The organism is Leptolyngbya sp. FACHB-60, assembly GCF_014695775.1.
Classification (GTDB): Bacteria; Cyanobacteriota; Cyanobacteriia; order Phormidesmidales; family Phormidesmidaceae; genus Nodosilinea.
In genome coordinates this window covers 20,185-39,222 of the sequence record NZ_JACJOX010000002.1, presented here as the reverse complement: position 1 = coordinate 39,222, position 19,038 = coordinate 20,185, and the positions used below count along the sequence as shown (strand labels likewise).

17 protein-coding genes and 1 pseudogene are annotated in these 19,038 nt (G+C 55.0%); 12 read left to right on the top strand and 6 right to left on the bottom strand.

The genetic code is table 11. The features are described 5' to 3' along the window. Positions 1-922, top strand: a pseudogene (locus H6F57_RS00220) (hypothetical protein); the annotation flags it as partial. Positions 923-1,209: 287 nt separating this feature from the next. Here H6F57_RS00220 and H6F57_RS00215 read toward each other — a convergent pair. Further along, a complete protein-coding gene (locus H6F57_RS00215) occupies positions 1,210-2,442 on the bottom strand; it encodes a glycoside hydrolase family 10 protein (protein WP_347279956.1) in 1,233 nt (410 codons plus the stop codon). 308 nt (positions 2,443-2,750) lie between these two features. Then, entirely contained in the window at positions 2,751-3,449 is a 699-nt protein-coding gene (locus tag H6F57_RS00210; RefSeq protein ID WP_190794966.1) for a Crp/Fnr family transcriptional regulator, read from the bottom strand. Positions 3,450-3,657: 208 nt separating this feature from the next. On the opposite strand from H6F57_RS00210, the gene H6F57_RS00205 reads away from it, so the two are divergent. Together H6F57_RS00205 and H6F57_RS00200 are read left to right on the top strand one after the other, a co-directional pair. Further along, positions 3,658-4,455: a class I SAM-dependent methyltransferase gene (locus H6F57_RS00205; RefSeq protein ID WP_190624533.1), complete on the top strand. Its 798-nt coding sequence runs from the start codon at positions 3,658-3,660 to the stop codon at positions 4,453-4,455. 133 nt (positions 4,456-4,588) lie between these two features. Further along, positions 4,589-4,921 (top strand): cupin domain-containing protein, encoded by a 333-nt coding sequence (locus tag H6F57_RS00200; protein ID WP_190624534.1) that lies wholly within the window; start codon positions 4,589-4,591, stop codon positions 4,919-4,921. A 14-nt stretch (positions 4,922-4,935) separates the two neighbouring features. On the opposite strand, the gene H6F57_RS00195 is transcribed toward H6F57_RS00200, so the two are convergent. From H6F57_RS00195 to H6F57_RS00185, 3 genes are all read right to left on the bottom strand, one after another. Beyond that, positions 4,936-5,454, bottom strand: a complete 519-nt coding sequence (locus H6F57_RS00195) for a hypothetical protein (protein WP_190624535.1) — start codon at positions 5,452-5,454, stop codon at positions 4,936-4,938. 156 nt (positions 5,455-5,610) lie between these two features. Beyond that, positions 5,611-6,861 (bottom strand): hypothetical protein, encoded by a 1,251-nt coding sequence (locus H6F57_RS00190; RefSeq protein WP_199289437.1) that lies wholly within the window; start codon positions 6,859-6,861, stop codon positions 5,611-5,613. A 155-nt stretch (positions 6,862-7,016) separates the two neighbouring features. After that, positions 7,017-7,556, bottom strand: coding sequence for a site-specific integrase (locus H6F57_RS00185; RefSeq protein WP_190624536.1), 540 nt, complete (start codon positions 7,554-7,556; stop codon positions 7,017-7,019). A gap of 405 nt (positions 7,557-7,961) precedes the next feature. On the opposite strand from H6F57_RS00185, the gene H6F57_RS00180 reads away from it, so the two are divergent. The 9 genes from H6F57_RS00180 (at position 7,962) to H6F57_RS00140 (ending at position 16,896) form a co-directional block, all read left to right on the top strand. Next, positions 7,962-9,935: a glycoside hydrolase family 2 TIM barrel-domain containing protein gene (locus H6F57_RS00180; protein WP_190624537.1), complete on the top strand. Its 1,974-nt coding sequence runs from the start codon at positions 7,962-7,964 to the stop codon at positions 9,933-9,935. Next, positions 9,847-10,947, top strand: a complete 1,101-nt coding sequence (gene galT, locus H6F57_RS00175) for a galactose-1-phosphate uridylyltransferase (protein WP_190624538.1) — start codon at positions 9,847-9,849, stop codon at positions 10,945-10,947. Before H6F57_RS00180 ends, galT begins: the two co-directional genes overlap by 89 nt. 42 nt (positions 10,948-10,989) lie before the next feature. After that, entirely contained in the window at positions 10,990-12,093 is a 1,104-nt protein-coding gene (locus tag H6F57_RS00170) for a M24 family metallopeptidase (protein WP_190624539.1), read from the top strand. A 2-nt stretch (positions 12,094-12,095) separates the two neighbouring features. Continuing rightward, a complete protein-coding gene (galK, locus tag H6F57_RS00165; protein WP_190624540.1) occupies positions 12,096-13,154 on the top strand; it encodes a galactokinase in 1,059 nt (352 codons plus the stop codon). A gap of 6 nt (positions 13,155-13,160) precedes the next feature. After that, positions 13,161-13,346, top strand: a complete 186-nt coding sequence (locus H6F57_RS00160; protein ID WP_190624541.1) for a hypothetical protein — start codon at positions 13,161-13,163, stop codon at positions 13,344-13,346. Positions 13,347-13,379: 33 nt separating this feature from the next. Then, positions 13,380-14,228: an MBL fold metallo-hydrolase gene (locus tag H6F57_RS00155; protein ID WP_190624542.1), complete on the top strand. Its 849-nt coding sequence runs from the start codon at positions 13,380-13,382 to the stop codon at positions 14,226-14,228. Positions 14,229-14,597: 369 nt separating this feature from the next. Then, positions 14,598-15,404, top strand: a complete 807-nt coding sequence (locus H6F57_RS00150) for a phytanoyl-CoA dioxygenase family protein (protein ID WP_190624543.1) — start codon at positions 14,598-14,600, stop codon at positions 15,402-15,404. A gap of 86 nt (positions 15,405-15,490) precedes the next feature. Then, positions 15,491-16,477 carry a glycoside hydrolase family 43 protein gene (locus tag H6F57_RS00145; RefSeq protein WP_190624544.1) on the top strand — a complete coding sequence of 329 codons (987 nt, stop codon included), beginning with the start codon at positions 15,491-15,493 and terminating at the stop codon, positions 16,475-16,477. An 80-nt stretch (positions 16,478-16,557) separates the two neighbouring features. Then, entirely contained in the window at positions 16,558-16,896 is a 339-nt protein-coding gene (locus tag H6F57_RS00140) for a signal peptidase I (protein ID WP_190624545.1), read from the top strand. Between the two features lie 174 nt (positions 16,897-17,070). Here the strand turns inward: H6F57_RS00140 and galE are convergent, their stop codons facing one another. Further along, on the bottom strand, positions 17,071-18,078 hold the full coding sequence (gene galE / locus H6F57_RS00135; RefSeq protein ID WP_190624546.1) for a UDP-glucose 4-epimerase GalE: 1,008 nt from the start codon (positions 18,076-18,078) through the stop codon (positions 17,071-17,073). Positions 18,079-19,038 lie beyond the last annotated feature (960 nt).

Below are 19,038 nucleotides of genomic sequence, written 5' to 3'. Positions count from 1 at the left end.
GGCATCGGGCTCTTGGCAAACCTTTAACTTGACCCGGGATGAAGTGGACGCGATGGTCAAAACAGCTCCGGCAGAGTTGCGATCGCGCCTTGCCGCCGACCTCCAAACCTCCGATATTGAGTCAATTTCGCTGGAATTTAGCTCTGCTGCGATCGTGCGAACTTGGCTGGATCCTGACCTGTTTAAAGCTCGTTTTTGGCGGTTTATGGATCGCTCTCGGCAGCTCTCCAACGGCAATACGCCCCCTGCTGGTCAATGTCCTGCCTACGTTAGTGCAGTGGTGTTCGCCCGCAACATTACAGTGAAGCGCTGGGTTCAACCACCTGCGCCCGCAACCCCGACAACGCCTAGCCCATCCTCCCCAGCAACGCCCGTAGTTATTCGCCCTAGACGGCCCAAACCTGATATTTTCATTGACCCAACAGATTTTCCTAAGGGTAAACGTTACTGGGATCGCCCCTCTGTCATGATGAAGATGGTCGCTAGCCCCGTCACCTCGCTTGACCTGGCCTATCCCATCCTGGCTCAAACGGCACAACCCAACTTAGCCCCAGGGAACCTCGCTCAATCGGTAGTGACTCAACCTCTAAAAGCAGACGCTCAGTCATTTAAGGTCAACTCGTTGAATACGGCTCAACTCCAGTTGATGCGGGCTGTCGAACCGGTGGACCTACCCTTGAAGAAACCGCTACAGTCAGTGGATAGGAACCCCGGAATTTCTCAGGCCGTTGCGTCAAAGGCATTCTTGCGACTCCAGCAGGAAGCCGTCATGCGCCCCACCCTACCCCAGGCAAGCAAGGTTTCGCAGGAACCCAGCCAAACGAAAACCACATCCACGGCGGCTGACCAAATTTACATCCTGGCGTTTATTTGCAAGCCTGTACCCCTTAGCCCTAACCCCGATTCTGCGTTGCAGTGGTAATTGGCTGATCTCTCTGAGCCAGGCTGTATCGGCCCAATCCATAGAGTTGATGATGAGGTACTCTCCCAGCCACGGGTGACTCATTCTCACGGCCTTAACTGCGGCCACTGCGATCGCATTCAACCTACCTCTGTTCAGCAAAAACCAGCGCGACTACCGCTTTATAGAAGGCCTCAACCGCCCTCTACATGGCTCTAGATCGATTGCGGTGCGCCTAAACGTTGTCGAACCCTTACACTCCGGCCCTGGGCGACAGATCGCAGGTACAGTGCGATCTGTCGCTCAGTTCAGCTTCTAGCCACAGCAGGCCTGGGGCTAGAAGCAACGCTGGGGCGCTGTCGGGGGGTAACAAACAGGCGCTGCATGGCTTGGGTGCGATCGCTGCTGGTTTCGCCCTCCGCCACTGTCCACACCGTGTCGTAGAAGAAAAATGAAACCCCAGCAAAGCCCATGCCTCGGGCCGTCTGCACCTGCTGTTGAATTAGCGCCATGGGCACCGGTCGATTCTTCAAACCGCTAAGAATGCCAACGCCGGTAGGAATATGGCGACGAGCCTGCTGAAGGGCGCGATCGCGGAGGGCGTTGCGAAAGCTGGCTAGGTTATCTCGGTAAATCTGGACGATCAGCTCTTCGACATACCCCTTTTCTCGCCAGCGGGGCCAGTCTTGGAGATGGTGGGTATAGGCAAAGGTAGCCGGGTTGGGCGAAACCGATAGCACTGCGTTGGGTCGTCTCGCTTTGACCGTCCAAAACACCCGGTCGACAAAGGCGGTAATTTTATCGGCTCGCCAGCGCGTCCACTCGGCGTCGTAGGGGTTGGTGGGTGGCGCTTGGCCTCGATGCTCCTGCCGATAGAGGTTGATGGTGTAAGGGTCGTAGCCAAACGCCACCGGCAGACTGAAGTGATCATCGAGCTGTAGCCCATCTACCTCGTAGTTGGCCATCAGCTCGGCCACCAGGTCAAGAACGAACTGTTGCACCTCTGGGTGAAACGGATTGAGCCATACCCGGGTGTGTCTACCCTCCTGCTCTCGGCCTGCGGCGGGCAGAACCCCCTGCTTTTGGGTCAGCCAGTCAGGATGGCGTAGCGCCAGGGGTGAGTCGGCCGGCGCCATGAAGCCAAACTCAAACCAGGGGATAACGCTGAGGCCGAGGTCTTTAGCGGTTTGAACCACTTCGAGCAGCATGTCGCGATCGCCCTGGGCCGCTTCTAATGCCTCATTGCGTCCCTGATTTTCCAAATCGGGATAGAGACCCTGTTTGTAGCCCGTCGCTCGTTCCGCCACCTGGCTGGGATAGAGGGTGTAGCCCCAGCTCCACACTGCCGGGTAGACGGTATTGAAGCGGTTATTGGCAAGCTGTTGCAGCGAGTTTTTGACCGCTTGCTCTGAAAAGAGCACTTGGCTGTCAACATTGGTCAGCCAGACTCCCCGAATTTCGGCGGGTGCATTGACACTGGCCTGCGCGGGCAGCAACCCGATCGCGCCTTGAGCGATCCCGATCAATAGGGCTGTCAACACAGCGAGGCCTAAATAGCAAAACCGTCTCATGGCTTTTCCCAAGTATTCTGCGAGCGTTTTCGTACCTATCACCAAATGCCAGTATTTCGGATTGATTTTCTGAACTTGTCAGCCTGATATTCAACTGGTACACAGGTTTGAGAGATAATTTGTGCGTGTCCCATGCCAATAAAGGCCTGTTGGGGCCAGCGGGGGTGTGGAGTGTAGTTTGCTCAGAGTAAAGACTTGAGCTGATCGGCATAGCGATCGCCCGTTAGTGGTGAGGAAACTTCCTCCTGTGCCAAGGGCATACGGAGGGCAAGAGCGGGTTAGTCGACCTGGCGCTGCACGATGGCAGTGAGTTTATCGGGGTCAAGAATGGTGATTTTGCCGCCCCGTTGGTAGACGACCGCTCCCTTGAGCTGCTTAAACAGGCGCACACACTCTTCGTAAGTAATGCCAATACTGCGGGCGATTTGGTAGTGGGTGAGGTGCGATCGCAGTCGTTGACCATCTGGCACCGCCTCCGTACCGGCGCTGGCGGCAAAATGCTCCAGGTAGTGAATTAACCGCACGATCGCCCGTTCTGACACCAGGCCATGCACCCGGTTGTGCAGGTCCTGAAGCCGCTGGTTGAAGATGCCCAGCAGGTGCAGCGCTAGCTCTGGAGCTTCTTGAAACCCTTTCAGCAAGGCTTCTCGCTTGATGGTCAGCACCTCAATCGGCTCCATGGCCGTGGCGGTAGCCGGGGCCTGGCCATTGCCAAACAGCGCCGGAGCCGCAAACATCTCATCGGCCCCCAGCAACCGCAAGATAGTCTCTTTACCTGACTCGGAGACTTTAGTCAGGCGCAGCGAACCCGCTGCCAGCAGGTAGAGGCAGGCGGGCAGGGCATCACCCTCCTGAAATACGGTTTCATCGGTGCCGTAGGCATTGAGGCTGCTGTGGGTGGCGAGCTGCGACAGCAGCGGCAGGTCTAAGTCTTTAAACAGGCCAATTTTCTGGAGCTGCTGGGCATCGACCTGCATGGTTGGGGTAACTCAGAGAACGTCGGGCCTTCACTAAACTATACCGATTCTCAAGCTACATACTGGGCGAGCCACGAGTTCCTGTAAGCCAGGCAACATAGGAATCTCAGGCAAATTGAGCGCCACCTTTGGGGGCGTTTATGAGCTACCTCATGAACCCTCCAAGCCCACTCTGCCACAGTGGAGACATCCTCTTCTGGTCAACGCTATGACGGCAAAACAGCTCAATCTCAAAACCGCTCCTGGCCATGAGGTGCTGGCCGCAGCGGGTAAAAAGATCCTACGTCCGGGTGGGCAGGGAGCCACCGAAACGCTGTTCACCTGGGTTGACTTTCAACCCGGCGATACTGTGCTAGAACTGGCTTCTAGCTTTGGCTACAGCGCGATCGCCCTGGCTCAACGCTATGGCGTCAAGGTCGTAGGGGTCGAAAAAAATTCTGAAAGTGTGGCCCGCGCCCACGCCAATGTAGAAGCAGCGGGCCTGAGCGATCGCGTAGACATTCGCGAAGGCGATATTTTTCAGCTAGAGCGCATCTCTGAGCAGTTTGACTACGTGCTGGGCGAGGCGATTTTGTCGATGCAGTCGGCCTCTGGCAAGGCCAAAATTTTGCAGGGGGTGGGCGATCGCCTCAAGCCCGGCGGACAGTTCCTCAGCCATGAAATGCTGGCCCAGGGTACCCGCATTGAAGCCCTTTACCAGGAACTGGCTACCACCATTCGCGTCAACACAGCCCCACTGAGTGAGGCGGGCTGGCAAGCGGCCTCTGAGGCGGCAAATTTAACCGTGCAGCAGCACCAAACTGGCCCGATGGCCCTACTCAATCCGCTGCGCATTGCCCAAGAAGAAGGACTGGGTACCCTGCTCAGCCTGGGCTGGAATTTGCTCGTACATCCGATGATGCGGCAGCGCATTTTAGCGATGCGACGGGTGTTTACCGAATACGGCGACGACCTGGGCTACATCATCTTTCGCGCTGAAAAACTGAATATTGCAGCAGTTGATTAAGTTAAGACACTTTGACAGGCAGAACCCTCTGGTAGGGGCATTGCACTGCAATGCCCCTACGTCGAACTTGTCCCAACCAAATGGACGCTTGCAATAATTCGCTCAAGGGCTAATTTTCTTTTTTAAGGTCACTATGACAACCACAATCCTCTCGTTTCAGCCAACCTTTACCCATCTGCAAGAGCACATTGAGTACCCCAAAGCAGGCACGTTGAGCAAAGTGCTCTTGCAAGACCAAGTCTGTCAATACACGCTCTTTTGCCTGGCGGCAGACACCGAAATTTCAGAACACACCTCTACCCGTAATGCCGTTGTCCAGTGCCTAGAGGGCAAAGGGGTCTTGACCTTAGAAGGCAAGGATATTGCCCTAGAGCCGGGTGTGTTTATTGTGATGCCCGCCAACGCGCCCCACGCCCTAAAGGCGATCGCGAATCTGGCCTTTTTGCTCACTTTGTCGAAGCCTTAGGTCAAATCCAAAAATTAACAACCAGCGTCACCTAACACTGGAATTTCCGTCATTTCTCCGTTCTGCTGAAGTTGTAGGGTACCTTCTACAGAGACCGACTCAATTTCTCCCGGTTCACCCAGGGTGACATCGACTTGCAGCTGCATGGCGTTATCTGGGCTGGCAAAGGTTTGCGAGGTTTGTTGTCCGTAAAACTCATCACCTGATGCGGCGATACGGCGAAAGCGGATAAACTCGCCATCGAGTTTCATGAGGGCAATCGCATCGGCTGAGGGTTGGGCCAGGCCATTAAAGAAGAGATACTCCGGCGATCGCAGGCCATCATCCCGGTGCCATAGGGTCATGCCGCAGCCACCCCCATCCTGCGCAAACAGTTCGTCAAGGGTAAATCGATCAATGACCGGAAGCGTGGGGTTAGAGGTAGGGTCGCTCACCGGTGACGAGGGGGTTTGGGGCCGGTTGCCCACTGGAGTGCAAGCCAAGACCACGGGCGTCAATAGCAGAGCCAGCAGTAGGGATGGTAGTCGTTTCATCACTGGGTCGCCTCATGGTAGATAGCATAACTAGAGACTGCTCCGGACTATCACAATTTATCGGCATCATGCTCTAATTTCGTAGCGAACTGGTCCCCCAAGACCCCAACGGCGGCAAAAAGCGTGGTAAGGCAAAAGGGTATCCCCCCCGCTGTCCTAGGTCTCCGCGATCGCCTCATTTTCCAACACCGGGTCAGCGGCAAACAACTGCTGCCACCACCGCTGCACCTCCAGCGATGAGGTCTCTAGCAGGGCATTCCCCTGGGCGATCGCCTTCGCATACTGGGCCTTGGCCTCATCCCCACAGCCGCCCGCCTCCACATGGCGAACAATCGACTGCACAATCGGCAGCGCAACGCCCACCCCAAACAACGCATTGAAGCCCAAAATGACCGCAGGAGCCGACAAAACCACCACAATCTCAGGGAACAGCGCCATCACCGCCACCAAAATGAGAAAAAAGATTGGCGTAGCAATGCCTGCGCTGATCGCCGCCGCAACGATCTTGTCGCGAAACTCATCTGCGGTAATGTCGCCCCTGTAAAGATCTAGGGTGTAGGCCAGCGCCGTCACTAGCGCTTGAGCCAGTATCGCTGTGCCCGTGGCTGCCAGACCCAGTTGCGCGATCGTCGTCGAGTTCTTGAGCACCGAATCCACCGCGTTGTAGAAGCGAATGTAGGTCTGCTCACCCCCCGTCATCGTGGCCGCGCCGCGTCGAATATTGTCTGCGCCCAGCTCCCACACAATATTCTCAGCCCCATTGCTGCCTCCCTTCGAGTGAGCCTGAACGTGGCTGCCGTGCTTATCCGACAAAAAGACCCGAATATCCCGCTCGCTGGCCCCAAGTTTAGACGTACCCGGAATTTTGTCGAACAGCCCCATCATGTCGGCATCCGATCGCGGGGCATCGCCCAAACGGGTGCCCGCCCTTTGCAATCGACGCGCCAGGGCAGGCATTTCCTGGGCCAGCTCTTGAGCCGTGCGCGGTAGGTCTTGGAGGGCATTGGCTGTGACCATGCCGGAGGTGCCGAGAGCCGCGATCGTCCCTTGCCACTCTTCCAGAGCCTTGCCCATCGCTTCCAGGCTTCGCTGCGAATGCTGCTGCCCCGTCTCCTGTAGCTCATGAAGCGTAGCTAGGCTGGTAACGGTCAGCGTTTGAGCGGTTTGCTGAGCGCCTTCGCCAACAGTTTTGACGTACCCGAGCGCACTGTCTAGCTCCGCCGCTCCTTGCTCCACAGCTTTTTGGGCAACCTGCTGGGCCTGTTGCAAAGCCTGCACACTGGTAGTCGCTAGCTCTTCGGTAGCCTGTTTGGTAGCGGCAGCAGCTTTATCAATTTGGCTTCCGATCTGCTGATTGGTCTCCGATACCGCGTCTGCCAACTGTTTAGCGTGATCCCAAAGGTTCATTGAGTTATTTCCCCATACAGAGGGGGGCAAAGAATATTGTCTAGGCAGGATAGCTCCCTGCTACTAGATTGCCCTTTAAGAGCGATTGGATGCTGCCATTACCAAGGCCTTTGCAGAGTCCTCACAACAGGGGCAAGAAGGTGCTGATTGGGCGGTCATAGTCGGGCGATCGCATTCACCTTCTCCTCCTCCGACACATCGAGATATCGTTGCAGCGCCGCCATCGACGACCACCCGCCCAGGTCTTGAATTGCCTTCAGCCGCACCCCTGCCTTATCGAGCCGGGTTGCCCAGGTGCGCCGATTGCTGTGGGTGCTGTAGCCACGTAAGCTGAGGCGATCGCACGCCTTGCGCAGCGCCGCATCACAAGCCTGCCGCGTAATCGGCCCCTCACCACTCCGCCCCGGAAACAGATACCCGCTGTTAGGTAAATCGGCCCCCTCCAGCACCGCCTTCAGCTTGGGGTGAATCGGCACCGCTCGCGTTCGCTTCGTCTTCGTCGTGGCCTTGCGCAACACCAGGGTATTGCCCACCACATCCTCGGCCCGCAGCTGCCGCGCCTCGCTGACCCGGCAGCCGGTGTAGTAGCAGATCGAGAACAGCGATCGCATCTTCGGGCTCAGCTCCCCCATCACCTGCTCAAACTGCTCCGCCGACCAAATTTCCGCCTGGTCGTGGCGATTTTGCTTCGGCACCGACTGACCTCAAAATTGGATCCAATCTACCTAAACTTCTGTGACTTGCTCTTTTTAGGATTTCAGCAAGTCAAGTTTATCGGAATAGCAAGGGTCTCGGCGGTTTGGAGCGCAAAGAGAGCAAAACACTAAGGCTTATTGAGAATGAGCCCCTGTTGTTGAGAATCAAAGGCTGTCAGTCTTCTGGATCCAAAAGGGTGATTAGAGGATGCCGGCCTTCCCCCTCACTCAACTTGGTTAATCGATTTAATATCACACGCAAATGTCAAGGCTATTCAATCTATCTTCATAAGCCTCGACTTTTTATACCTGTTCTACTGACCTGCTGTATACCTGTCAGAATAGAGTTAGCTATGGAGCTATAAGAGGGCAACCTTAGCAGAACCAGTTTGGTTAGACATCCCCATGAATTTCTTCGGTAAATGTCTTGAAGAAAAGTATCCCTGCGACTTAACGCCTAACCTTCAATCGGAGGCAGGCTCATCATACCCCCGTCCTCAGTTACAGCGTTCTCAGTGGACTTCCCTGGATGGCACCTGGAAGTTCACATACGATGACGAAGGACGCTATGCACGACCCAACGATGTTAAAGCGTGGAGTCAGCATATCGAGGTTCCCTTCGCTCCCGAATCTATCCGCAGTGGTATTCATGACCAGGGATTTCATCCAAATTGCTGGTATGAGCGAAATTTTGAGGTGTTGGCAGAAGGCGATCGTGTCCTGCTTCACTTTGGTGCGGTCGATTACCGGGCGCGGGTGTGGGTCAATGGCGAGTTTATGATTGACCACGAAGGCGGGCACACCCCCTTCTCAATGGATATCACCTCCGTATTGCGTTCTGATGGCTGGCAGACGGTAACTGTATGGGCAGAAGACGACCCCTTCGACCTGGCAAAACCCCGAGGTAAGCAGGACTGGCAGCGGGAGCCCCACAGCATCTGGTATCCCCGCACCAGCGGCATTTGGCAAACCGTATGGTTGGAAAAAGTTCCCGTCACCTATATCGATCGCATCAAATGGACACCCCATTTTGAGCGCTGGGAAATTGGCTTTGAAGGGTTTGTCTCCGGCGACCTGCAAAAGGAAATGCACCTGAAGGTGCGGCTGACGGTGGGTAAGCAACTCCTAGTCAACGACATGTATGAGGTGCTGAATGGCGAAATTCACCGCCGCATTGCTCTATCCGACCCTGGCATTGATGACTATCGCAATGAATTGCTGTGGAGTCCTGAAAAGCCGACGCTGATTGATGCCCAGATTCAACTCTGGTGCCAGGGGCAGATGGTGGATGAGGTGACCTCCTATACCGCCATGCGGACGGTGAGTATCCAGCGCGATCGCTTCATGCTCAACGGGCATCCCTACTATCTGCGGTTGGTGCTCGATCAGGGCTACTGGGAAGACACGCTGATGACAGCCCCTTCCGATGAAGCGCTGCGCCGGGATGTGGAACTGGTCAAGGAAATGGGCTTCAACGGTGTGCGTAAGCACCAGAAGATTGAAGATCCCCGCTTCTTGTACTGGGCCGACGTGCTGGGGCTGATGGTATGGGAAGAAATGCCCAGTGCCTATCGCTTTAGCCCCAAGGCGGTAGAACGGTTGACGAAGGAGTGGACGGAGGTGATTGAGCGAGATGCCAGCCACCCCTGTGTCGTGGTCTGGGTGCCCTTCAACGAGTCGTGGGGCGTGCCTGACCTGACCGCAACCCCAGCCCATCGTCACTGTGTCCAGGCGTTGTATCACCTGACCAAAACCCTCGATCCTACCCGCCCGGTCATTGGGAATGATGGTTGGGAAAGTACGGCCACAGATATTTTGGCGATCCACGACTATGACACTCAATCCCACAGTTTGGCAAAACGCTATGGGCCTGAGGTGAAGTTGGCGGATCTGTTCGATCGCCAGCGTCCCGGCGGGCGGGTGTTGACCCTAGACGGCTACCCCCATCAAGGTCAGCCAATCATGCTGACGGAGTTTGGCGGCATTGCCTGCACCAAACCTGAAGAACAGAGCAACACCTGGGGATATGCGCGCTCGGATGATGCGCTGGAGTTTCAGCGGCATTATGCGACGCTGCTGCAAACGGTGAATCAGGTGGAAATGTTTAGTGGTTTCTGCTACACCCAGCTGACAGATACCTTTCAGGAGGCAAACGGGCTGTTGTATATCGATCGCACGCCAAAGTTCCCCATTTGGGCGATCGCATCTGCCACTTTAGGTAGGGGGATGGGAGAGGATGCCCCGTCTATGCTGCAAGAGCCCGGAAACGTAGCGCAGGCCCACCTAGAACATGCACTCTCAGACGCTCTTGAAGCCAGATGGGCGCAACCTCACCCTGTACAGCCGGTCACCCATTGCGGCGGGAATAACTGCGCCTAGTCCGAGCAACGACCCTGTCCAGGCCAACCCCCACCTCCGCTGGCATCCGCTGCGGGGGGAGTGGGTGGCCTATGCCAGCCATCGCCAGGGGCGGACATTCATGCCGCCTCCGGAATATAATCCGCTGGCTCCCACCAAGGACCCGCAGTTTCCTACGGAGTTGCCTCCGGGAGACTACGACATTGCGGTGTTTGAGAACCGCTTTCCGTCGCTGATTCCGTCAGCGGCGGATGCTCCCCATGAAATTGTGGATACGGTGCCCGCCAACGGTGCCTGTGAGGTGGTGGTGTTTACCCAAAACCCCCAGGCGGCGTTGAGTTCGCTACCGCTGGATCATATTGAGCTGCTGTTTCAGGTGTGGGGCGATCGTACCCAGGCCATCAGCCAGCACTCCCAAATTCAATACGTGCTGCCCTTTGAGAACAAAGGGATTGAGGTGGGGGTTACGCTACACCATCCCCACGGACAAATTTATGCCTATCCCTTTGTGCCCCCGGTCCCGGCCCGAATGGGAACGTGCCAGCAGGAGTATTATCAGCAGCACCAGCGGGGATTATTGGAGGATCTGATTCAGGCTGAGATTCAGGATAATCAGCGGATTTTGTATCAGGATGAATGGGCGATCGCCTTCGTTCCGGTGTGCGCGCGCTATCCCTATGAAGTCTGGATTGCGCCGATCCATCCCGTGGCGACATTCGTAGATTTGTCTCCCGATCAACGGGCGGGCCTAGCCCGAGCGTTGAAGACCGTGACCTTGAAATATGACGGGCTATGGCAGCGTCCGTTTCCCTATTTGATGGCCTGGTTTCAAGCTCCTGTGAATGGGGAAGCCCATCCAGAATGGCACCTTCACGCCCAGTTTTATCCCCCCTATCGCACCTCAGACCGGCTCAAGTATTTAGCCGGAACAGAACTGGCGGCTGGCATGTTTGCCAACGATGCGTTGCCAGAAGAAAAAGCCAAGGAACTACAGGCCGTCAACGTTGAGCTTGAACAGATTACGCACGTTTAAGTCGGGAAGCATCACTGACCATTGAGTAAGGCAATTCATGCCATGAATCGATCAGAAGAAATTTCTGAAAAATTAGCTATTTTACGGAGTACGCTCCAGGAAACGGACGCCGCCGGAATTCGCCTACGGGGAACCGACTGGTTTGCCTGGGCAACGGCTGGGGGTTCCAATACAGTGCTGCTGGCTGCTGAAGCGGGGGTGGCTGAGGTGCTTGTAACCCCCACCGATGCTTGGGTGTTGACCGATGAAATCGAAGCTCAGCGGCTGAAGGATGAGGAACTGCCAAAGGGTTCTCCCTATAAACTTCACGTTAATCCGTGGGCACAAGGTTCTGAGCGACAATCCTTTGTAGAGGAAGCGACCCAGGGCGGCCAGGTGTTGAGCGACAAGCCATCGGGAGGATCTACTGAAACGGCCCTTCCTTCATCTCTCGTCCAGCATCGATGGGTAATGTTGCCTAGCGAATTGGATCGCTATCGCCAGGTGGGTCGGCTCGCTAGCGAAGCGATGACCGAGGTTTTGACCCAGGCCCAACCGACCTGGACGGAGCATCAACTGGCTGGGGCCGGGGCAGAAGCGATGTGGTCTAGAGGGCTACACCCGGCGCTGACTCTGGCAGCGGGCGATCGCCGCCTCCCCCTCTACCGCCATCCTTTACCCAGCGGTGAGACCCTGGGACGACAGGCGATGCTGGTATTTTGTGCGCGAGGTCATGGGCTGATTGTCAGTCTGACTCGCTTTGTATTCTTTGGCGATGTATCGGAATCGGATCGACAGCGCCATCGTACTATCGCTGAGATTGAAGCCGTTGCGCTCGATCACTCTCAGGTGGATACGCCGCTGAATGAGATTTATCACGCCCTAGCAACAGCCTACGAACAGCATGGGTTTCCCAACGCGATTCGGGAACATCACCAGGGGGGAACCGCTGGCTATGGAGCGCGGGAGGTAGTGGCCACGGCAGAGACGGGCGATCGCCTCGCCGCCCCCACGATCCTGGCTTGGAACCCCAGCATTCCGGGGGCAAAGATTGAGGACACCTTTGTTTTGCAGCCGGATAACGGTTTGGAGAACTTGAGTTTTGACCCTCAGTTTCCCCATCAGGACGTTGCTGGGCGACTCCGACCGATTCCCCTGGAGCGTTGATTATGGACTACAGGCAAATTTTCAACACCGCCCCCGACGTTGAAGCCCGTGCCCCCGGCCGGGTAAACCTGTTGGGTGAACACACCGACTACAACGACGGGTTTGTGCTACCCACCGCCATTCCCCAGCACACCACCGTTGCCATCGGCTTCAGCCCCGATGATTGCCACCATTTCTACTCCGCCGAATTGGAAGAGCAAGTTGATCTCGACCCCGCTGAGGCCACTCCCGAGGGCTTTGCCCGCTATGTTGACGGCTGCATTCGCGTCTTGGAAACTGCCGGACACAAAATTCCGCCTTTGAACATCTTCGTCACGTCGTCCGTTCCTATCGGATCCGGCCTGTCCAGCAGTGCGGCGTTGGAAGTGGCCACCTTGCGAGGACTGCGATCGCTCCTCCACCTCTCTTTGGACGATGTGGAGATCGCGCAGCTCGGTCAACAGGCCGAAATCCAGTATGCCGGGGTCAGCTGCGGCATTCTTGACCAGATGGCTTCCAGCTTGGCCGATACCGATCACATGCTGTTCCTTGATACCCGCACCCTCGATCGCCAGATTTTGCCTTTCCCCACAGGTGCAGAGATTGTGGTGATCGATAGTGGCGTGGCGCGATCGCTGGCTACCAGCGGCTACAACCAGCGCCGAGCCGAATGCGAAGCCGCCGCCCAGCACCTCGGTGTCAAAGCCCTGCGCGACATCAGCGACCCTCAGCAAGCCGAGTCATTACCTGACCCACTGCGCCAGCGAGCCCGTCATGTGATCACCGAAAACAACCGGGTGTTGAAAGCCTTAGAGGGCATCACCCCAGAAACCTTTGGGGAACTGATGAATGCTTCCCATGCCAGCCTGCGAGACGACTACGAAGTTTCTGTCCCTGCCCTCGACACTCTGGTAGACATTCTTCAAAGCACCCCCGAGGTCTTTGGTGCCCGCCTCACCGGCGCTGGATTTGGTGGTGCCTGCGTTGCCCTAGTCGCCAAGGGAAACGGAGAGGCGATCGCCCACTCCACCCTCGAACGCTACACCCACGCCGGACACAACGGACGCCTTCTTGTTAGCTAAAACCCTATGAGCAGCGAAACACCCCAAAACCACCAGGAAACCACACATCAATCTATCGAAGGGGCCATTGAAGGAGCCATCGAAGAAGCTGACCTGTTCCTCACTTTCCTGGAAGAGCAGATCAAGCTGGGGGGCTTCACGGCTCAAGCTAAAACCGAAATCATGCCATCCGACGAGCAGCCAACGCCCTGATTTCAGCCTTAGAACCAACCCGAGGAAAATCTTATGCGTATTCATCACCTCAACTGTGGCTGCATGTGTCCCCTCGGCGGCTCCCTCTTCGACGGCTTCAGTCGTAGCCTCACCGCCCATCTCGTCTGCCACTGTCTGCTGATTGAAACCAATCACGAACTGGTGCTAATTGATACCGGTTTTGGATTGCGCGATGTGCAGGCTCCCTACTCACGACTCAGCCCGTTCTTTATCCATTTCAACAACATTCAGTTTGATCGCAAATATACGGCCATCGAGCAAATTCAGCGCCTCGGATTTTCCCCCAGCGATGTCCGTCACATTGTCCTGACCCATCTCGATTTTGACCATGCCGGTGGCCTAGAGGATTTTCCCGATGCGACTGTTCACGTGATGCAAAGCGAAATGGAAACAGCCCGCGATCGCCAGGGTTTTATCGCCAGGCGGCGTTATCGCCCCAACCAGTGGGATGAGGTCAAGCATTGGCAATACTACACAGCGGGAGGAGAACCCTGGTTTGGCTTTGAGGCCGTTCGCGATCTGGCCGGACTCCCCCCAGAAATTTTGCTCATTCCCCTGGTGGGTCACACCCATGGCCATGCGGGAATTGCCGTTCAAACCTCCGAAGGCTGGTTATTGCATGCTGGGGACGCCTATTTCTATCGGGATGAAATGAACCCATCGCAGCGGCACTGCACACCAGGAATGCGCGCTTACCAGTGGATGATGGAAGCCGATCGCACCGCCCGGTTACAGAATCAAGATCGGTTGTGGCAGTTGTCGTGCGATCGACCCAATGACGTGCGCCTTTTCTGTAGCCATGATGCTGTTGAATTGGACGCCTTCGTTCAATCGTCACCCCAAGAATTTTCGTTACGGTAGGGATACTGCATACAACGAGTGCATCCCAAATTTGTAAATCTATCATTCTGACGGCTAGCTGCCGGTCATTCCCGTCTGTATGAGAATGACCGGCGGACATCTTGCTCCTGAATGGATTCCTACTCGCGTGGGAATGATATAGGCACCTGCAAAAGTGGGATGCACCCGCATCCATCGCTTACCGCAAGAATTGCAGGCGATAGAATTTTTTGGCGAAGAAATTTAGATTTTTAAAGAATCGGTAGGATCACAAGCATTCTGCCTCTATCAATGGGGAGAATAGGACTATACCGAAGGATAGATTTTGATCTGCTTATGACCTTCAGCAGCACGATGTCATCCTTTACCCCCAATTCAGCGGATTGCGCAATGATTCAGAGCATTCAGAGAACAACGTTTAGCCCAACCGACGTAGATCAGCTTGCAGAAGACTTAAACCGAGACGGAATTTGCATCATTCGCGGGTTGTTCGATCGCGCCCTGATTGGCGAATGGAAAGCCGCCTTTGATGCCCTGTTTCACCAGCGGCAGCAGCAACCCGGCGGCGTCGCTCCCAGAGGCCCTGGCCGAGGTTACGTTACTCTGCCCTGGGTTGCTCCCTTTGCCAACCCTGAAGTTTTCGCCAACCCAACCATTCAGGGCATCCTCGATCGCGTTTTTCATCAGGAATACAAGCTGGTACAGCTGGCCGCTGATATTCCTATGCAGGGGTCTGAATATCAGGAAATCCACCGCGACTTTCGACCTCTGTTTTCTGACCAGATGGTGACACCGCTCTATGCCTTAGCCGTCAACTTTCCCCTCGTCGAAGTTACCGCAGACAACGGCCCCTTTGAGATGGCCCGGGGCACCCATGTGATGTCTCGCGAAGAAGGGCTAGTCAAAGTTCGAGCGGGCGAAATTGCGATGGAGCAATTTTATATGCAGCCGGGGGACGTGATGGTGCGATCGCCTCTAGCTCTCCACCGGGGCACCCCCAACCGCACTCCAGAACCCCGCCCCATGGTGGTGATGGGGTATGTCATGCACTGGCTTCACACCCATAAGGTAGATTTAACCCTGGGGCAGGGCTATTACAATGGGTTGTCACCGCAGCAGCAGCAGTTACTCCGGTGTAACACCGTAGAACAGTTAGCCGACAACGCTACGGAAAGCTACGTGAAGTTCGAATATTAGTCACGGGAGACGCGAGTTTAACGACCGGAGGAGGTGGTTGCTAAGCGCTACCTCCTTCGGTCGTTAAACCTAGACTTGGTCCAACAATGGCTACGCAAACCTATACCAATCCGGTTTACCCAGAGTATTTCGCCGACCCGTTTGTATGGCAACACCAGGGGGTTTATTATGCGATCGGTACAGGGTCAGCGGAAGCTGCTGGGCAGGTAGACGATAGCCATCAGCGGCGGATCTTTCCTCTACTACAATCCGAGGATTTGGTGCACTGGCAGGCTGCCGAAAACGCTTTGCTGCGCCCCGATCCGGCTTTGGGAGACAACTTTTGGGCACCGGAAATAGGGCACCACGAAGGCATCTTCTATCTTTACTATTCGGTAGGGCATGGGGATAAAAACCACCAGTTGCGGGTTGCCACCAGTGCTGACCCTCTCGGGCCTTATCAGGATGTAGGTGAGCCGTTAATCAATCCTGATTCCTGTGCATTTGCCATTGATCCCAGTCCCTTCCAGGATGATGACGGGCAGTGGTATTTCTTCTATGCCCAGGATTTTTTGGATACGGAACAGGGGGTGCGGGCAGGCACAGCCCTGATGGTCGATCGCCTCTCAACCATGACAACCCTCGCTGGAGAACCCAAAGTCGTTCTGCGGGCACGCCACGACTGGCAACGGTTTTTGGCCGATCGCCCCATGTATGGTGGCACCTACGATTGGCATACCCTAGAAGGCCCTTGTGTGCGTAAACATGGCGATCGCTACTACTGTTTTTATAGTGGTGGACGGTGGGAAACGGATAGCTACGGGGTTGACTATGGCGTTGCCGATCACGTTCTGGGGCCATATTCAGATACTGGCAATGAACAGGGGCCACGGGTGTTGCGATCGCATCCCGGCTACGTTTTAGGCCCCGGCCATAACTCGATCGCCCTGCATTCTGACAGCTCCACTGAGTACCTGGTTTACCATGCTTGGGATCCAGCGATGACAGGACGGCGGATGTGCATCGATCGGTTGCTCTGGACAGCGGAGGGACCTCGCTGTCATGGGCCAACCTGGACACCACAAGACATTTAACAACCCGGTTGGTGGGATTGTGCAATGAGCATTCTGTGCTCCCGCACGATTCAACCAGGACTATTAGACAGGGCATTGGGATGTTATCAAACGTAACCACGGGTAACGCCTATAGCGATGGGGAAGACCGGCGAGGATGGTTTGTTGGCTCGTTTATTACCCCATCTGACAGTCCCCGCTCAACCTCCGCGTTAGAAGTTAAATGGGGCGTTCATGGGGCGGGCGATTGCCGCTCCCAGTGGACAGAACCCGCTGAAACCACGACCCTCTCTGTTCTGATTAGCGGTCGCTTTTGTATACAATTTCCTGATGGTGAAATCGTGCTGACATCTCAGGGAGATTATGCCCTGTGGCTTCCCGGCGTTGCCCACTGTTGGCGGGCAGAGGAAGACTCTGTAGTGGTGACCGTTCGATGGTAAGCGGACGGGCCGGAGGCCCATCCCACAAGAAGGGGGGTATTTGAGTCTTGGGGATCTCTGAGGAAATTCTTGTGGGATAGCCGTCCCGGCTGTCCACTCTCTAGCAACCCAAACCTGACCGTAGCACTCAACCCCCTCTCAAGCCCTCTAGGGATTGGGCTACTACGGGGGCAACTAGGGGCGATCGCTCCCATGTCGTTGCTGATGCCATTGCCACGCATGAGTGAGAATGGCATTGAGATCGGCATACTCTGGTTGCCAACCTAAAACACTGCGGGCCTTATCGCTGCTGCCAACGAGAATGGGGGGATCACCGGGGCGGCGATGGCGCTCCACCACCTGAATCTCCCGTTGCGTCACCCGACGAGCCGCTTCAATGACTTCACGAACCGAGAAACCGCTCCCGTTCCCCAAATTGAACACATCACTGTCGCCACCGTTTTGCAGATATTGCAAACCCAAAACGTGAGCCTGAGCCAAATCCGCAACATGAATATAATCGCGAACGCAAGTACCATCAGGGGTTGGATAATCTGTACCGAAGATGGCAATGCTTTCCAGCTTGCCCAGCGCCGCCAGCAGCACCAGCGGAATGAGGTGGGTTTCCGGCGCATGGTCTTCGCCCAATCGCCCATCCGGATCGGCTCCTGCCGCATTGAAGTAGCGAAAGCGAACCGACTTTAACCCGTAGGCTGCATCAAAGTCTGCCAGCATCCGCTCCACCATTTGTTTGCTGGTGGCATAGGGACTCATGGGTTCTTGGGGATGGTCCTCGGTAATGGGCACAAACTTGGGGGTACCATACAGCGCACAGGTAGACGAAAATACCAACTGCTTCACCGAAGCCGCAACCATCGCCTCTAAAAGCGTCAATGTCCCTGCTACATTATTGCGGTAATACTTGCCAGGGTCGGTGACCGATTCCCCTACGGCAATGTAGGCGGCAAAGTGCATTACAGCAGCAATAGGGTACGTGGCGAAAAGGTGGTCGAGGAAGGGGCGATCGCTAATGTCGCCCACCACCACTTTTACCTGCAATTCCTGCTCTACAAGCTCCTGGTGCCCATTCAATAAGTTATCCAGCACCAACAGGTCATACCCTGCCTGTTGCAAAGCTAGGGCTGCATGGGAACCAATATATCCCGCCCCTCCTGTCACTAAAATTGTCGATTTGTCAGGCATGGTGGTCCCCACATTTAAATGGCATTTTCAACCGTTTTTGAAGATTTTATCATCCAAAAAACGTCTGTTTTGCAACCGAAGCTAACTTATAGCTATTAAAAACAGCCTAAGTAAACTGATAAAGCCTTTTAGAGAATAAACATGCTATTGATGTCTAGTAATCTCTATGAAAATTGCCAATGAGTTTCTGAGCTTAATTTTACAGAGTAATAAAAAGTAGCTACTTATCCCTCTAACTCCAGAAGTAATTGTTCAATTTAGTAACCAATCAGTCTGAGGTGAGGTAAGGGCACGACAAAAAAATCAAAGGCAAAGATCCCTTGCTGTCTTGATAAGCGATCGCACCTGAGCGAAAAGACTAGCTCCTTACGGGGAGCGAAAAACCATGATGTCAATTTTCGGCGGACCACGCTCTAGCAACAGCAGCAACCGTTGATAATTCAGCGGATCACTGTAGCGCCGATAGGTTACCAAGCCCCCTGCAGATGGCAACTCTCGTCAACTTAGCTGAGCAGTTACCTCTAGAATAACTGCTTAACTAGGTTGAATACATTACCTTTGGTTTTTTAAACTTCTATCGAAAGAGATGTTTCTAATGGAAACAAACCTCCTACTCTGAGGGTGTCAGCCTCCACCAGATATCGCTTAGCGATACCTGGAGTGGTGAATGAGAGTGAATATTTTTCAAAACCGAAAAAACCGATCGTTGTTTTGATGGATAGCTATGCAAGCCATAGAATTTGACCTGAAATGCTGCCTGTATTAGCTTCGGAATCAACCACGATTTTGGAAACATTAGCTTGCTAACCTTTGAATTGGGAGGTGAAGATGTCAACCCACTATGTTTCAGAGAGCGACTTTAATAGAAGGTTGTTAAATAAAAAATCGATAGAAGACCAGCTTTATTCAGAACAAAGCTCTGTATCTCTTAGTTTACGGTGGTGGCCTGAAGGTACGAAG

Bases quoted from the DNA above. Each gene is read 5' to 3' on its own strand.
- H6F57_RS00150 (WP_190624543.1), top strand. From the start codon at position 14,598: ATGATTCAGAGCATTCAGAGAACAACGTTTAGCCCAACCGACGTAGAT.
- H6F57_RS00140 (WP_190624545.1), top strand. From the start codon at position 16,558: ATGTTATCAAACGTAACCACGGGTAACGCCTATAGCGATGGGGAAGAC.
- H6F57_RS00145 (WP_190624544.1), top strand. From the start codon at position 15,491: ATGGCTACGCAAACCTATACCAATCCGGTTTACCCAGAGTATTTCGCC.
- H6F57_RS00170 (WP_190624539.1), top strand. From the start codon at position 10,990: ATGAATCGATCAGAAGAAATTTCTGAAAAATTAGCTATTTTACGGAGT.
- H6F57_RS00180 (WP_190624537.1), top strand. From the start codon at position 7,962: ATGAATTTCTTCGGTAAATGTCTTGAAGAAAAGTATCCCTGCGACTTA.
- H6F57_RS00210 (WP_190794966.1), bottom strand. From the start codon at position 3,449: ATGCAGGTCGATGCCCAGCAGCTCCAGAAAATTGGCCTGTTTAAAGAC.
- H6F57_RS00155 (WP_190624542.1), top strand. From the start codon at position 13,380: ATGCGTATTCATCACCTCAACTGTGGCTGCATGTGTCCCCTCGGCGGC.
- galT (WP_190624538.1), top strand. From the start codon at position 9,847: ATGCACTCTCAGACGCTCTTGAAGCCAGATGGGCGCAACCTCACCCTG.
- H6F57_RS00160 (WP_190624541.1), top strand. From the start codon at position 13,161: ATGAGCAGCGAAACACCCCAAAACCACCAGGAAACCACACATCAATCT.
- galE (WP_190624546.1), bottom strand. From the start codon at position 18,078: ATGCCTGACAAATCGACAATTTTAGTGACAGGAGGGGCGGGATATATT.
- H6F57_RS00205 (WP_190624533.1), top strand. From the start codon at position 3,658: ATGACGGCAAAACAGCTCAATCTCAAAACCGCTCCTGGCCATGAGGTG.
- H6F57_RS00195 (WP_190624535.1), bottom strand. From the start codon at position 5,454: ATGAAACGACTACCATCCCTACTGCTGGCTCTGCTATTGACGCCCGTG.
- H6F57_RS00200 (WP_190624534.1), top strand. From the start codon at position 4,589: ATGACAACCACAATCCTCTCGTTTCAGCCAACCTTTACCCATCTGCAA.
- galK (WP_190624540.1), top strand. From the start codon at position 12,096: ATGGACTACAGGCAAATTTTCAACACCGCCCCCGACGTTGAAGCCCGT.
- H6F57_RS00190 (WP_199289437.1), bottom strand. From the start codon at position 6,861: ATGAACCTTTGGGATCACGCTAAACAGTTGGCAGACGCGGTATCGGAG.